General features: G+C 74.4%; 2 protein-coding genes. Both read left to right on the top strand.

All coding sequences use genetic code 11. The features are described 5' to 3' along the window. The first annotated feature begins 157 nt into the window (after nucleotides 1-157). Complete coding sequence (locus tag WMF17_RS33865) at nucleotides 158-328, top strand: hypothetical protein (RefSeq protein WP_437645164.1); 171 nt, start codon at nucleotides 158-160, stop codon at nucleotides 326-328. A gap of 158 nt (nucleotides 329-486) precedes the next feature. Continuing rightward, nucleotides 487-15,999, top strand: a complete 15,513-nt coding sequence (locus tag WMF17_RS33860; protein ID WP_437645162.1) for an SDR family NAD(P)-dependent oxidoreductase — start codon at nucleotides 487-489, stop codon at nucleotides 15,997-15,999. Nucleotides 16,000-16,077: the final 78 nt, after the last annotated feature.

The raw sequence follows: 16,077 nt of genomic DNA, 5'->3' as shown, positions 1-16,077 counted from the left end.
ACGCGCGGATATGATTGACAGTGGAGTGCTCGTGCTGCTCCAGTAGATTGGAATCGATACGTCACTGCCTCGACCTCAATTCGCTCTGCAAGCCACGGCGCCAGAAGCTCCCCGAAAAAACCGACGGTCTCCGCCCTCCTGACCGGGAGCGAGGCGCATGGCGCATTTTTCCAGCAAGCCCGTGATCACCTATGGGTTCGTCACGGCGCGGCGCGACCCGGGCGACCCGGGCGACCCGATAACGATGACTCGAGTTGATCCACGAATTCTGCATGAATCATCGTTGAACTCCGCTCATGGCATTCGCGAACGTTTGATTGATTACTGATCGGAAATACATTTAACTAAATTTGCGTAAGCCTTTGTCTCCATGTAATGATTGCCATGGGGGAGGGGCTGTGCTCTCGGTGTCTCGGCCCTGAGATCTGGCCGGCGCCGGAGCTCCATCGGAGGCGAGGTCTTTCACCCCTCCTGAAGGAGACGGCTATGTCACGCGACCCACTGACGCAGCACTCCACCATTGCCGAGGTACAGAAATGGCTCACGGAGAGGATCGCGGAGCGCTCGGGCGTGCCGCCACGGTCGATCGATCCCGGTGCGAGGTTCCGCGATTGCGGGCTCGACTCCATGGCTGCGATGGGCCTGATCGCCGCGCTGGGGGAGGCCATCGGGCGGCCGCTCCACCCCACGCTGATATGGGAGTGCCCCACGATCGAGCGGCTGGCGCGTCACGTGGCCGAGGGACCGAGCCTCTCGCCTGCTCCTCGCGGCGCGCGCCCGGGTGAGGGGGCACTCGGGGCGCGGGGCGCCGAGCCCATCGCCCTCGTCGGTGTCGCCTGCCGGTTCCCGCAAGCGCCGGACCGTGACGCCTTCTGGCGGCTCCTGCGGGGCGGCGTGGACGCGACCTCCGACGTCCCTCCGGGGCGGTGGGAGGTCGACGCGCTCTACAGCGCCGATCCCGGCGCTCCCGGGAAGATGAGCGCGCGCCGTGGCGGGTTCCTGGACCAGGTCGACCATTTCGATCCGCAATTCTTCGATATCTCGCCACGCGAGGCCGTCCAGATGGACCCCCAGCAAAGGCTGATGCTGGAGCTCTCGTGGGAGTCGCTGGAGGACGCCGGCGTGCCGCCGCGGTCGCTCGAGGGCAGCCAGACCGGCGTGTTCTTCGGCGCCATGTGGGGCGATTACGCGAGGGTGAATGGCGGCCACATCGACGCGATCGTCCAGCATACAGCCGCCGGGCAGGACCTGAGCATCCTCGCCGCCCGGGTCTCCTATGCGCTCGGCCTCCAGGGGCCCAGCCTGCACGTGAACACCGCCTGCTCCTCGGCGCTCGTCGCGGTCCACCTCGCGTGCCAGAGCCTGCGGCTTGGAGAGTGCGACCTCGCGCTCGCCGGAGGCGTGAACCTGATCGTCGCCCCGGAGAGCATGGTCGCCATGTCCAAGTTCGGGGCGCTCGCGCCCGATGGCCGCTCGAAGGCCTTCGACGCGCGCGCAAACGGGTATGCCCGCGGCGAGGGCGGCGGCGTGGTCGTGCTCAAGCCGCTCTCCCTCGCGCTCGCGGCCGGCGACCCCATTTACTGCGTGATCCGCGGCAGCGCCGTCAACAACGACGGGCTCAGCAACGGGCTCTCCGCGCCGAACCCGAAGGCGCAGGAAGCCCTCCTTCACGAGGCCTACGCGCGCGCGCGGGTGAGGCCGGAGCAGGTCGATTACGTCGAGGCCCACGGCACCGGCACCATCCTCGGAGACCCCATCGAGGCGAGGGCGCTGAGCGCCGTCCTGTGCGCAGACCGCCCGCCGGAGCGGCCGCTCCGGATCGGGTCCGTCAAGACCAACATCGGCCACCTCGAGGGCGCCGCGGGCATCGCCGGGCTCATCCGCGTCGCGCTCTCGATGCGGCACCTGGAGCTGCAGCCGAGCCTCCACTTCGAGCAGCCGAATCCGCACATCCCGTTCGACGATCTGCGGCTCTCGGTGCAGCGAGCGACGGAGCGGTGGCCCGAGAAGGCGCACGGGCCGGCCCTGGCCGGCGTCAGCTCCTTCGGCTTCGGCGGGACCAACTGCCACGTCGTGCTCGAGGCGGCGCGGCGCCGGGATGCGCACCTCCTGCCGCTGTCCGCGCCGAGCGCCGGGGAGCTCGCGGCCCTGGTCCGGCGCGTCCATGCGCTCGCCACCTCCAGCGGCGAGCGGCCCCATGTGCAGGCGCTCTGCGGCGCGGCCGCGGCGCGGCTCAGCGGGGAGGAGCACAGGCTCGCGCTCACCGTCTCCTCTCATGAAGAGCTCGCCGCGCGCCTCGACGCCGTCCTGGCCGTGCACGCGCAGCCGGGCGGCTCGATCGGCGAGGCGACTGGCCAGCCGCCGAAGATCGCCTTCGTGTTCGGAGGGCACGGCTCGCAGTGGCTCTCCATGGGGCGCGATCTCCTGCAAGATGAGCCCGTCTTCCGGTCGACCCTGCAGCGATGCGACGCGGCGATGCAGCCGCACGCGCGCTGGTCGCTGCTCGCCGCGCTGGCGACGGGCGACGAGCGCCTGCTCGAGGAGGCCGACGTCGTCCAGCCTGCCATCTTCGCGATCCAGGTCGCGCTCGCGGCGTTATGGCGATCCTGGGGCATCGAGCCGGATGCGGTGGTGGGGCAGAGCATCGGCGAGGTCGCGGCGGCCTGCGTCGCCGGCGCGTTGACCCTCGAGGACGCCGCCGCGGTCATCTGCGCCATGGGCAGGCTCGTCCGGCAGAAGAGCGGCTCGGGCGGGGTGGCCGTCGTGGAGCTCTCCGTCCCCGACACGGCGCACGCGCTCCAGGGCCACGAGGGCCGCCTCTGGATCGCGGGGAGCAACAGCCCGGGATCGACCCTGGTCTCGGGGGAGACGGCGGCGCTCGCGGCGCTGCTCCAGGCGCTCGCCGATCAGGGGGTGACGGGCAGGCAGGTCCGGATGGATTACGCCTCGCACAGCCCGCACATGGACGCGCTGTGCCCCGAGCTCCAGCGCGCCCTCGGGGGGATCGCGCCGCGCGACGGCGGGACGCTGATCTACTCGACCGTGACGGGGGCGCGCCTCGACGGCGCGGCGCAGGACGCCGCGTACTGGGCGCGCAACCTGCGGGAGCCGGTGCACCTCGCCGGCGCGCTCGATCGGCTGATCGACGACGGATACAGCGTCTTTCTCGAGCTCGATCCGCACCCCATCCTCACCCATGCCGTCGCGTCCAGCCTGGCCCGGAGCGGACGGAGCGGCGTCGCGCTGCCGTCGCTGCGGCGGGACGAGGCGGCCCGGGCGTGCCTGCTCGACTCGCTGGGTGCCCTGTACATGCGCGGCGCGCCTGTCGCGTGGCGCCGGCTGGCTCCACCCGGCGCGCCGGACGCCCTGCCGGCGCCGATCGAGGGGCCGCGCGCTCCCGGGCCGGACGCGGCCCCCCGACGAGCGGAGGCGGGCGAGCCTGCCCCGCCCGAGCTGCTCGTGCTCTCGGCGCGCTCCAGGCCGGCGCTCCTCGCGCTCGCGGGATCGGTGGCGTCCCGGCTGCGGTCGCCGGAGAGCGCTCTGCTGCGCGATGTCTGCTACACGGCGAGCGTCCGGCGCAGCCATCTCGAGCACCGGCTGGCCGTCGTGGGCTGCTCGCAGGAGGAGATGGCCGGCGCCCTCGACGACCTCGCGCGGGGCGGCGTCGCGCGCGCCGGCGCGGCGCAGGGCGAGGCGCCGCCGGGGCAGCGCCCCACGGTGGCGCTCGTGTTCTCGGGCCAGGGGTCGCAATGGCCGGGGATGGGGCGGGCGCTCCTCCGGCAGGAGCCGGTCTTCCGCGACGTGGTGGAGGCGTGCGACAGGCTGCTCGCGACGCTCGCCGGCTGGTCGCTGCTGGAAGCGCTCGAGGCGCCGGAGGACTCGTCGCGCCTGCACGAGACGCAGGTGGCCCAGGCCGCGCTGTTCGCGGTGCAGGTCGGGCTCGCGGCGCTCCTCGGCTCCTGGGGGATCGCCGCGGACGCCGTGATCGGGCACAGCGTCGGGGAGATCGCGGCAGCGCACGTCGCCGGGGCGCTCAGCCTCGAGGAGGCGGTGCGCATCGTCCACCACCGGGGACGGCTCATGCAGCGGGCGACCGGGCTCGGGAAGATGGTCTCCGTCCAGGCGTCTCCGGAGCAGGCGGCGCGCGCGCTCGAAGGATACGAGGGGCGGCTCTCGATCGCCGCCGTCAACGACCCCGGCTCGGTCGTGCTGTCCGGCGACGCGGCGGCGCTCGGCGAGGTGGTGGCGGAGCTCCGGCGCGCCCGGGTGCACTGCCGCGAGCTGCCGGTGAACTACGCGTTCCACAGCCCCCAGATGGAGCCGTTCCGGGGGGAGCTCGCGAGCGCGCTCGGGGAGATCGCGCTGCGCCGCGCGGACAGGCTCATGGTGAGCACCGTGACGGGCGACGGCATCGGCGGCGAGGAGCTCGACGCGTCGTACTGGGCGAGGAACCTCCGGGAGCCGGTGCTGCTCGCGCGCGCGATCGAGAGCGCCGTGACCGCCGGACACCGGATCTTCCTGGAGGTGGGGCCGCACCCTGTGCTCTCGGCCAACGTGCAGCGGTGCCTCTCGGCGCGAGGGGTCGACGGGCTGGTCGCCCCGACCTTGCGCCGGGGCCGCGACGAGCGGCGCTGCCTGCTCGAATCGCTGGGCGCCCTCCACACGCGCGGGGGTCCGGTCGAATGGGCCCGGATGTATCCGACGGGCGGGCGCTGCGTGCCGCTGCCGGCTTATCCATGGCAGCGGAAGCGATACTGGCTGGAGGCGCCCGGGGACACGCGGCGGCGCGAGGCGCCGGGCGCGCCCCCTCCGGCGCTCCCGTCGCTCCTCCGGTCGGCCGACGCGGCGGCCTTCGCGGCGCAGCTCGGGCTCTCGGCGGCGCTCTCGGCCGAGGAGCTCGGCCTCGTCGGCCGGGTGCTCGAGGCGCTGCGGGCAAGGGTGGATCAGGAGCGCGCGGAGGCGGAGATCCAGCCGTGGCTCCATGAGCTCTCGTGGAAGCCGCAGCCCCTGCCGCCGCGCCCGCGCTCCTCCACGCCCGGGCACTGGGTCGCGCTCGTCGACGAGGGAGTCACAGGAGACAGGCTGGCGGACGCGCTCGAGGCGGCGGGCGCGACATGCTCCCGGCTCCGCCTGGGGAGCGCCGCGCGGCGCGTGGCAGAGCCGACGTGGACCTGCGACCCGACGCCGGAGAGCCTCGCGGCGTGGTGGGCGGAGCGCGCGGCCGAGCGCGGGCCGGTGCGCGGCGTGGTCCACCTGTGGGGCCTCGGCGCCGCGCCTCAGGGCGAGGACACGCTGGACGCCGCGCTGGAGCGAGGCGTCGAGAGCGCGCCGGCCTTGCTGCGCGCCGCCCTGCAGGCAGAGCGCGGCGAGCGGCCGCGGATCTGGTTCGTGACCCGCGGGGCGGTGTCGGTGGGCGCGGGCGACCCGGTCACGGCGCCCGCGCAGGCGGCGCTCTGGGGGCTTGGCCGGACGCTGGCGCTCGAGCATCCGGAGGTCTGGGGAGGGCTCGTCGACCTGCCGTCCTCGCCCGGGGAACACGACGTCCCCGCGCTCCTGGCGCAGGTGCTGAGCCCCGACGCGGAGGACCACGTCGCGCTCAGGCCGTCGGGGCGATTCGTCGAGCGGCTCGTGCGCTGCAGCGGCGGGCCGCCGGCCGGCGCGCCGGCCTGGTCCACGTCGGGCACGGCGCTCATCACCGGGGGGCTCGGCGCGCTGGGCAGGCATGTCGCGCGGTGGGCGACGCAGCGGGGCGCGCGGCACCTCGTGCTCACGAGCCGCAAGGGAGCGTCGGGCGACGACGGCGCCTTCATCGCGTCGCTCGAGGCGCTCGGGGCGTCGGTGACCGTCGCGCAGGCCGACGCGGCCGACGCGGGGGCGATGGCCGCCGTGCTCGCGGACATCGACGCCCGGCTGCCGCCGCTCTCCGCGGTGTTTCATCTGGCGGGCGTCTCCGATCAGACGCCGCTCTCGGCCCTGGACAGCGCCGGGCTCCGCCGGGTGCTCTCGCCGAAGGTCCACGGGACCTCGGTGCTCGACGCGTTGACGCGCGACCGGCCCCTCGACGCGTTCGTTTGCTTCTCGTCGATCGCCTCGGTGTGGGGATCGGCGCGGCAGGCCAGCTACGCGGCGGCCAACGCGTTCCAGGACGCGCTCGTCAGGGCGCGCCGCGCCGCGGGGGCGCCCGCGGTCGCCGTGAGCTTCGGTCCGTGGCGCGGCGGCGGTATGGCGACGAGCGCGCTCGCCTCGCTCGAGGAGCGCGGGGTGCGGGCCTTCGGCCCGGAGCAGGCCATGGCGGCCCTGTCCTTCTGCCTGACCGCCGGGGCGGCGCAGGTGGTCGTGGCCGACGTCGACTGGCCGAGGTTCTGCGCGGTGCTCGAGAGCAGCGGCCCGCGCCCGCTGCTGTCGGAGATGCCGCGCGCCGCCGAGCCCACGCCGGGCGTCGCCGAGCCCGTTCTCCGCGACGAGCTCACGGCGGCGCCGCCGCGGGAGCGGCGCCGGATGCTCCAGCGATGGATCCAGGCCTCGGTCGCCGAGACGCTGGGGTTCGCCGAGGCCAGCGAGGTGAGCCCGACCCGGGGCTTCTTCGATCTCGGCATGGATTCGCTGATGGCCGTGGAGCTGTGCACGCGCCTGGGCCGCGCGCTCGGCCGGCCGCTGTCGTCGAGCGTGATGTTCAACCACCCGAACGTCGTCGCGATGACCGACTTCTTGCTCGACGAGCTGTCGCCGAGCAGCCCCGGCGAGGCTCCTCTGGCGGGGACCGAGGAGCGCGCGGGCGTGGACGGCGCGGCCCCCAGCGGCGCCGAAGGGCGCGCCGCGACCGGGAACGAGCCGATCGCGATCGTGGGGATGGGGTGCCGCCTGCCGGGGGGCGTGGAGAGCCCGGAGGACTTCTGGCGGCTGCTCGAGCAGGGGATCGACGCCGTGAGGCCGATCCCGGCGGACCGCTGGGACGCCGCAGCGTACTACGACCCCGATCCGGACGCGGCCGGCAAGATGGTTGTCCGGGAGGGCGCCTTCCTGGCCACGGCGCCCGATCGGTTCGACGCGCGCTTCTTCGGGATCGCGCCGCGGGAGGCGATCCACCTCGATCCGCAGCACCGGCTGCTGCTCGAGGTCATCTGGGAGGCCATGGAGGACGCGGGCGTGGTGCCCGGCGAGCAGCCGCTGACAGGCGTCTTCGTCGGGATCGGGCCGAGCGACTACGGCATCCTGCAGCGGGCGCACGCGGACCTCGAGGCGATGGACGCCTACACGCTCTCGGGGACGTTCACGAGCTTCTCCGCGGGCCGGCTCTCGCACGCGCTCGGGCTCGAGGGGCCGAGCATGGCCGTCGACACGGCGTGCTCGTCGTCGCTGACGGCGATCCACCTCGCCTGCCGGAGCCTGTGGGGCGGGGAGTGCCAGGTGGCCGTCGCGGGCGGGGTCCAGCTGATGCTGGCCCCGCATCTCCCGGTGTACCTGTCGCGCCTCCACGTGCTGGCGCCGGACGGGCGGTGCAAGACGTTCTCCGCGGACGCGGACGGGTATGGCCGGGGCGAGGGCTGCGGCATGGTCGTGCTGAAGCGCCTGTCGGACGCGGTGCGTGATGGCGACCGCATCCTGGCGGTCATCCGTGGCTCTGCCGTGAACAGCGACGGCCGCTGCGCCGGCATCACCGTGCCGAACGGCAAGGCGCAGGAGGCGGTCGTGCGACAAGCGCTGGCGAGCGCGGGGCTCTCGCCCGGCGACATCGATTACGTCGAGGCGCACGGCACGGGGACGGCGCTGGGGGATCCCATCGAGGTCGAGGCGCTCGCGGCTGTCCATGGCGAGGGGAGGCCCGGAGGCCGGCCGCTCAAGATCGGCTCGGTGAAGACGAACATCGGCCACCTGGAGTCGGCGGCGGGGGTGGCCGGCCTGATGAAGGTGGTGCTGTCGCTGGGGCGCGGGGAGCTGCCGGCGCAGCTGCACACGCGCGCGCTCAACCCGCGCATTCCGTGGGCCGAGCTCCCGATCGCGGTGACGGCGGCGGCCGAGCTGTGGCCACGCGGGGGGCGGTCCCGCCGGGCGGGCGTGAGCTCGTTCGGGATGAGCGGGACCAACGCCCATATCGTGCTGGAGGAGGCGCCCGACGTCGCCGCGCCGCCCGCTCTTCCGGACGCCCCCCTCACGTTGCTGCCCCTGTCGGCGAGGACCCCTCGGGCGCTCGCCACCCTGGCCGAGGCCTACCAGCGCTTCCTTGGCAGCGCTCCGGCCGACACCCGGCTCGTGGACATCGCTTACACGGCGAGCGTGCGGCGCCGCCATCATGAGTTTCGCCTCGCCGTGGTGGGGCGGTCCCGGGAGGAGCTGGCCGAGGCGCTCGGTGCGTGCGCGCGTGGTGAAGCGCACCCTGCCGCGGCGAGCGGGCAGACCGTGCTCGGATGGCAGCCCCAGGTGGTCTTCGTGTTCTCGGGGCAGGGCTCGCAGTGGGTGGGGATGGGGCAGCAGCTGCTCGCCGAGGAGCCCACCTTCCGCGCGGCGATCGAGGCGTGCGAGCCGCTCGTGAAGCAGCACGCGGGCTTCTCGCTGCTCGCCGAGCTCGCCGCCCCCGAGGCGACCTCGCGGCTGGATCAAACGGAGGTCGTCCAGCCGGCGATCTTCGCCGTGCAGGTGGCCCTTTCAGCGCTGTGGAGGTCGCTGGGCGTCACGCCCGACGCCGTGATCGGCCACAGCGTCGGCGAGGTGGCGGCCGCGCACGTCGCCGGCGTCCTCAGCCTGGACGAGGCGGTCCGGCTCGTGGCGATCCGCGGGCGGATCATGCAGCGCGCCACCGGCCTCGGGAAGATGGCCTCCGTCGCGCTGTCCGAGGACGAGGCGGCGGCCGTCCTGGAGGGGCGCGCGGACCGGATCTCGATCGCGGCGATCAACGACGCTCGCTCCGTGGTGCTCTCCGGCGACGCGGCCGCGCTCGAGGAGGTGGTGGTGAGCCTGCGGGCGAGGCAGGTGCCCTGCCGCATGCTGCGGGTCAATTATGCCTTCCATAGCCCGCAGATGGAGCCCTTGCAGCGAGACTTCCGGGACGCGCTGGGGGAGGTCGCGGCGGTCCGGGCGTCGCTCGCGATGTACAGCACCGTGACGGGCGAGCGCCTCGAAGGCGAGGCGCTCGACGCGGGGTACTGGGCGCGGAACATCCGTGAGCCCGTGCAGCTCGCCCGGGCTGTCGCCGCAGCGTTTGCGGACGGCCACGAGATCTGCCTGGAGGTCGGCCCGCACCCGGTGCTCCTGGCCAACCTCCAGGAGCTCCTGTCGGAGCGGGGCGCGGGGGGGAAGGCGGTCCCCACGCTGCGGCGTGACCAGGGAGAGCGGCGGAGCGTGCTGCAGGCGCTCGGGGCCCTCCACGCCCACGGCTACCCGGTGCCCTGGAAGCGGCAGTACCCGTCGGGCGGGCGCTGCGTCCCGCTGCCGGCGTACCCCTGGCAGCGGGAGCGGTACTGGATCGAGGGCGTCGCGCCCGCGCCCGAGCTCTCGGCGACGCCCGATGCGCCCGGGGTCGCGGAGGAGCTGCTCTACTCCGTCGCCTGGCATCGCAGCCAGCCCGGGCTCCCGCCCACGGCCCCGCGCCCGTCGCGCGGCGCGTGGCTCCTGCTCCTGGATCGGGCCGGCACGGGCGAGGAGCTGGCCGCGCTCCTGAGCCAGCGCGGCGACGCGTGCGTGCGCGCCGTTCCGGGGGAGCGTTATGCGCGCCTCGGGGACGGGCGCTACGAGGTGAACCCCTCGGACGGCGCGGCGTTCTCGGCGCTGCTGGACGACGCGTTCAAGGGGGATGCGGCGTGCCGGGGCGTCGTGCATCTCCTCGGCCTGAACGCCGCGGCGGCGGAGGCGACGACGCCGGAGGCGCTCGAGGGCGACTTGCGCCTCACAGGCCTGAGCGCGCTGTCCCTGGCGCAGGCGCTCTCGCGCCGGGGGTGGCGCGACGCGCCGCAGCTCTGCCTCGTGACCCGCGGCGCGCAGGCCGTGACCGAGCCGGCGCCGGTGTCGGTGGCCCAGGCGCCGCTCTGGGGCGTCGGGGGTGTGCTCTCGGCCGAGCACCCGGAGCTCCGGTGCAAGCGCGTCGATCTGAGCCCGACCCCCGCGGCCGACGAGGCCGCCGCGCTGCTCCGGGAGCTCGACGCGGCCGACCGCGAGGACCGGATCGCGCTCCGCGGCGCGGCGCGGTACGTGGCGCGGCTCGCGCGCGGCGTCCCCGGGGCCAGCCCCGGCGCGAGCGCGAGCTTCCGCGCCGATGGCGGTTACCTGATCGCCGGGGGCCTCGAGGGGCTCGGCCTCTCGTTGGCGCGGTGGATGGTGGACAGGGGCGCCCGCCACCTCCTGCTCACCGGCGAGGTCGGCGCAACGGAGGCGGCCCGGAGCGCGATCGCCGCGATGGAAGCGGCAGGCGCTCAGGTGGTCGTGGCCGAGGTCGACGTGGCGCAGCCGTCGCGGGCGGCCGAGGTCGTGGCGGCGATCGAGCAGCGGTTCGGCGTGCTCCGAGGGGTCGTCCACGCGGAGCCGGCCGCCGCGGGCGGCGGCGCGCAGGAGCGCGACGTGCACCGCTCCTGGACCGCGGCGGCCTCGCGGGCGCGCGGGGCGTGGAACCTGCACGAGCTGACCGCGGACAGGCCCCTCGACTTCTTCCTCCTGCACGCCTCGGCGATGCCGCTCCTCGGAGCTCCTGGCGACGCGGGCTCCGCGGCGGTCGACGCGTTCCTCGGCGCGCTCGCGCACCACCGGCGCTCCATGGGGCTGCCCGCGCTGAGCATCGACTGGGGCCTCTTCTCCGAGGAGACCCCGGCGGAGGGGCGCCAGGGCGCCGCGGGGCGCCTCTCGCGCAGCGGGACGGGGCTCCTCATCGAGGCGGACGCGCTGGCCGCGCTGGAGCGCCTGCTCGGGGGAGGGGCGGCCCAGGCCGGCGTCATGAGGTTCGACCTGCGCCGGTGGCTCGAGTTCTACCCGACCGCCGCCGCGTTGCCCTTCTGGGAGCACCTGCGCAACGAGGGCGAGCGCGCGAAGCAGCGCGCGCCCGAGGCCGCGCGCCTCCGGGCGACGCTCGACGGCGCGACGCCGGAGGAGCGGTCCTCGCAGATCGAGCGCCTCGTCCGGGAGCTCGCGGGCAGGGTCCTGCGGCTCGATCCGGGCTCGATCGACCGGCACGTGCCGCTGAACGATCTCGGCATCAACTCGCTGATGAGCCTGGAGCTGCGCAACGGATTGGAGGCCGGCCTGGGGCTCTCGCTGCCGTCCACCTTGCTCTGGACCTACCCCCACGTCGCCGGGCTCGCCGCGTACCTCGTCGAGCAGCTCGGCTCTGGCGCCGGAGCTCGATCCGCGTCGCCTCCGCCGGCGCCGGCGCCGCGCGCCCCGAGCGTGGCAGCGCAGCCCGCGGCGGCGCCGGAGGCCGAGCCGATCGCCATCGTCGGCCTGTCGTGCCGGCTGCCCGGAGGCGGAGGCGATCCCGAGGCGTTTTGGCGAATGCTCGAGGACGGCGTCGACGCGATCCAGCGGGTCCCCGCGACCCGGTGGCCCGATGACGCGATCCCCGACGGCCCGCCGGGGACGCGCTGGGCCGGGTTGCTGGACAGCGTCGACGCGTTCGACGCGCGCTTCTTCGGGATCGCGCCTCGCGAGGCCACGAGCCTCGACCCGCAGCAGCGGCTCCTGCTCGAGGTGGCCTGGGAGGCGTTCGAGGACGCAGGGCAGCCCCCCGAGCGGCTCCTCCGCAGCCGGACCGGCGTGTTCGTCGGCATGGCGGCCCAGGACTACCAGCACCGCGTCGCCTCGCTCGATCCCCGGCAGCTCGACGCCTACTGCGCGACCGGCACCTGGGCGAGCACCGCCGCGGGGCGCCTGTCCTACGTCTTCGGCCTCGAGGGGCCGAGCATGACCGTGGACACGGCGTGCTCCTCCTCGCTGGTCGCGATCCACCTCGCCTGCCAGAGCCTCCGGAGCGGCGAGAGCGACATGGCGATCGCGGGGGGCGTCAGCCTCATCCTGTCCTCGCTGACGATGTGCCTGGTGGGCCAGACCCACGCGCTCTCTCCCGACGGTCGATGCAAGACGTTCGACGCCGCCGCGAACGGGTACGTGCGGGCAGAGGGCTGCGGCATGGTCGTGCTCAAGCGGCTCTCGGATGCGCAGCGGGACGGCGACAGGATCTGGGCGCTGGTCCGGGGCTCGGCCGTCAACCAGGACGGGCGCTCCTCGGGGCTGACGGCGCCGAACGTGCTCTCGCAGCAGGCGCTCCTGCGGCAGGCGCTGGAGAACGCCCGCGTCTCGCCGGCCCAGGTGGGCTACGTCGAGGCCCACGGCACCGGCACCTCCCTCGGGGATCCGATCGAGCTCACGGCCCTGAAGGAGGTGCTGGGCGGGCCGCGGCCTGACGGGCTGCCCTGCTGGCTCGGCTCGGTGAAGACAAACATCGGCCACCTGGAGGCGGCGGCGGGGGTGGCGGGGCTCATCAAGGTCGTGCTGGCGCTGCGCCACGAGATCCTCCCGAAGCACCTGCACTTCCAGACGCTGAACCCGCGAATCTCGCTCGAAGGCACGCCGTTTGCCGTCCCGGTGGCGCCGCTGCCCTGGCCGTCCGGAGGCGCGCCGCGGATCGCCGGGGTGAGCTCCTTCGGCATCAGCGGGACCAACGCGCACGTCGTGGTGCAGGAGCCCCCGCCGCCCGCCCCGCCCGCGCCGGCCGACCGCGCGCAGGTCGTGCTCCTCCCCCTCTCCGCGAGGAGCCCGGCCGCGCTCTCGGCCATGGCGGAGGCTTACCGGCGGCTCCTTGTCGAGGATCCCGCCGGAGCTCGTGTGGACCTCGCGGACCTCGCGTACACCGCGAGCGCGCGGCGCGGCCACCACGAGCATCGGCTGGCCGTCACCGGCGGCTCGCGGCAGGAGCTCGCCGGGCTCCTCGAGGCCTACGGGCGGGGCGAGGAGGCCGCCGGCGTCGCCCGCGGAGACGCGCGCGCGGCGGCGCGGCCCCGGGTCGTGTTCGTGTTCCCGGGCCAGGGCTCGCAGTGGCTGGGGATGGGGCGGCAGCTCCTCGCGGAGGAGCCGATCTTCCGCGAGGCCCTTGTCGCGTGCGACGCGGCGATCGCGAGGGAGACGGGGTGGTCGCTCCTGGAGGAGCTCCACGCGGGCGAGGAGCGATCGCGCCTCGCGCAGATCGACGTCGTGCAGCCGGCGCTCTTCGCGATCGGCGTGGCCCTTTCGGCGCTCTTCCGCTCGTGGGGCGTCGAGCCGGACGCCGTGGTGGGGCACAGCATGGGCGAGGTGGCGGCGGCGCACGTCTCGGGCGCGCTGACGCTGGACGACGCCGCGCGCGTCATCTGCCGCCGGAGCAAGCTGCTGCGGCGGCTCAGCGGCGCGGGGGCGATGGCGCTCGTCGAGCTGCCCATGGATCAGGCGCGGCAGGCGATCTCCGGGTACGCGGGGAGCGTGTCGGTGGCGGTGAGCAACAGCGAGCGGTCGACGGTGCTGTCCGGCGAGCCCCTCGCGCTGGACGAGATCCTGGCGGAGCTCACGCGGAGCGGGGTGTTCTGCCGCCGCGTGAAGGTGGACGTCGCGTCGCACAGCCCGCAGGTGGACCCGCTCCTCGGGGAGCTGCGGGCGGCGCTCGACGGGCTCGCGCCGGTGGCGGGGCGGGTGCCCATGCGCTCGACCGTGAGCGGGGAGATCTGCCGCGGCGAGGAGCTCGGGCCGGACTACTGGGCGAGGAACCTGCGGGATCCGGTGCTGTTCTCGGGCGCCGTGCAGCGGCTCGCGGACGACGGGCACGCGCTGTTCATCGAGATGAGCCCGCACCCGGTCCTGTCGCCCGCCATCGAGGAGGGGCTGCGCGCGAAGGTGCCCGTGGGCGCGGCGCTCCCGTCGATGCGGCGCGAGCGGGACGAGAAGCGATGCCTGCTGGAGGCGCTCGGGGCGCTCTACGCGCACGGCTACCCGGTGGAGTGGAAGCGGCAGTATCCGTCAGGAGGCCGCTGCGTCTCGCTGCCGGCGTACCCCTGGCAGCGAGAGCGCTACTGGATCGACGAGGGCCCTCGGGCGTCCTGGCCCGAGGGGCACCTCGCGGCGCCGGACGAGGACGACGAGCTGCTGTACGCCGTCGAATGGGAGCGCCGCGCGCCGGTGCCGGCGAACGGCGAGGGGCGCGCCCGGCGCGGCGCCTGGCTCGTGCTCGCGGACCAGGCCGGGACCGGCGCGGAGCTCGCGGAGCTCCTGCGCCAGCGGGGCGACACCTGCGTCGTCGCGGTGACAGGCGAGATCACGGCGCGCCTCGGGGCCGGGCTCTACGCGCTGAACCTCGCGGACCCCATGGCGTTCCGGTTCTTGCTCGAGGACGCGTTCGGCGGCCGCCCGGCGTGCCGGGGCGTCGTGCACCTGTGGAGCCTCGACGCGCAGGCCGCGGACGGCGTCACGCTGGAGACGCTGGAGCGGGATCAGCACCTCGGGGCGCTGAGCGCGACGTTCCTCGCGCAGGCGCTCCTGCGCAGGGGATGGCGCGACACGCCGAGGCTGTGGCTCGTGACCCGCGGCGCGCAGGCGGTGGCGGAGGCCGCGCCGGTGTCGGTCTCTCAGGCTCCGCTCCTGGGCTTCGGCCGCGTGCTCGCCTCCGAGCACCCGGAGCTCCGGTGCACGCGCGTGGACCTCTCCCCGGCGCGCGCGCCGGAGGAGGCTGCCTCGCTCGTGCGAGAGCTCGACGCCACGGACGACGAGGATCACATCGCGCTCCGGGCGAGCGAGCGCTACGTCGCGCGGATGGCGCGCGGCGCGCTGCGGGGCAGGCTCGCTGGCGGCGTCGATCTGCGGCCGGACGGCAGCTACCTCATCGTCGGCGGGCTCGGGGGGCTCGGGCTCTCGCTGGCGCGCTGGATGGTGGCCCGGGGCGCTCGCCACCTCGTGCTGGCGGGCCGCAGCGGCGCATCCGAGGAGGCGCGGCGCGCGATCGACGCGCTCGAGGCGCGGGGCGCGCAGGTGGTCGTGGCCCAGGCGGACGTGTCGCGCCGCGACCAGGTCGTCGAGCTCCTCGCGGCGATCGACCGGCGCGCCCCGCCGCTCCGCGGGGTCGTCCATGCGGCCATGGTCATCGCCGACAGCACGGTGATGGAGCAGAGCGCCGAGCGCTTCTGGAAGACCATGGCCCCGAAGATGCACGGCGCGTGGAACCTGCACGCCCTGACCGCGAGCAGGCCGCTCGATTTCTTCGTGATGTACTCGTCGGTGGCCTCGCTGCTCGGCGCGCCGGGCAACGGGAACTACACGGCGGCGAGCGCGTTCCAGGACGCCCTCGCGCATCACCGGCGCGCGCTCGGGTTGCCCGCGCTGAGCATCAACTGGGGGATCTTCTCCGACGTGGGCATCGCGGTCCGGCAGGCCGACGTCATGGGCCGCGTGGGCGACCGGGGGATGGACAGCCTCACGGAGGCGGACGGGCTGCGGATGCTGGAGCGCCTGCTCGCGGCGGACATGCCCCAGATCGCGGTCGTCCGGTTCAACGTGCACCGGTGGCTCGAGTCCTACCCGAGCGTCGCGCGGTGGCGCTACTGGGACCGGCTCACGCGCGAGCGCGCCCGCGCGGCGCCGAGGTCGTCGGACATCGTCCGGGTCCGCGAGGCGCTGGAGAGGGAGCTGCCCGAGGAGCGGCGGTTTCGCCTGGAAGGGCACCTGAAGGAGCAGCTCGGCCGTGTGCTCCGCGTGGATCCGGCCACGATCGGCCAGATCGAGGTGTTCGCCAGCCTCGGGATGGACTCGCTGACGAGCCTCGAGTTCCGCAACCGTCTCGAGTCCAGCCTCGGGCTCAGCTTCTCGGCGACGCTGCTGTTCACGTACCCGAACATCGCGTCGCTCGCCGACCACCTGCTCACCGAGATCGAGGCGGCCGATGCCCCCGCCGAGGAGGCGAACCAGCGGACCTTCGCCGATGTCCTCGGCGGTCTCGATGAACGTGAGTTGCTGAGCCTTCTTGACGAAGAGTTGACGCTAGCCAGCGGGAGGAGATCGGTATGAGCGCGCCGGTGACAGATTACGAGGCTCGTTTACGGCAAGCGATCGCCACCATCCGGGAGCTCCGAGCCGAGCGAGACG

The sequence above is a fragment of the Sorangium sp. So ce362 genome, assembly GCF_051519845.1.
GTDB lineage: Bacteria > Myxococcota_A > Polyangia > Polyangiales > Polyangiaceae > Sorangium.
Note: the sequence above shows the minus strand (reverse complement) of the source record. Positions and strands in the feature narration are given on the sequence as shown.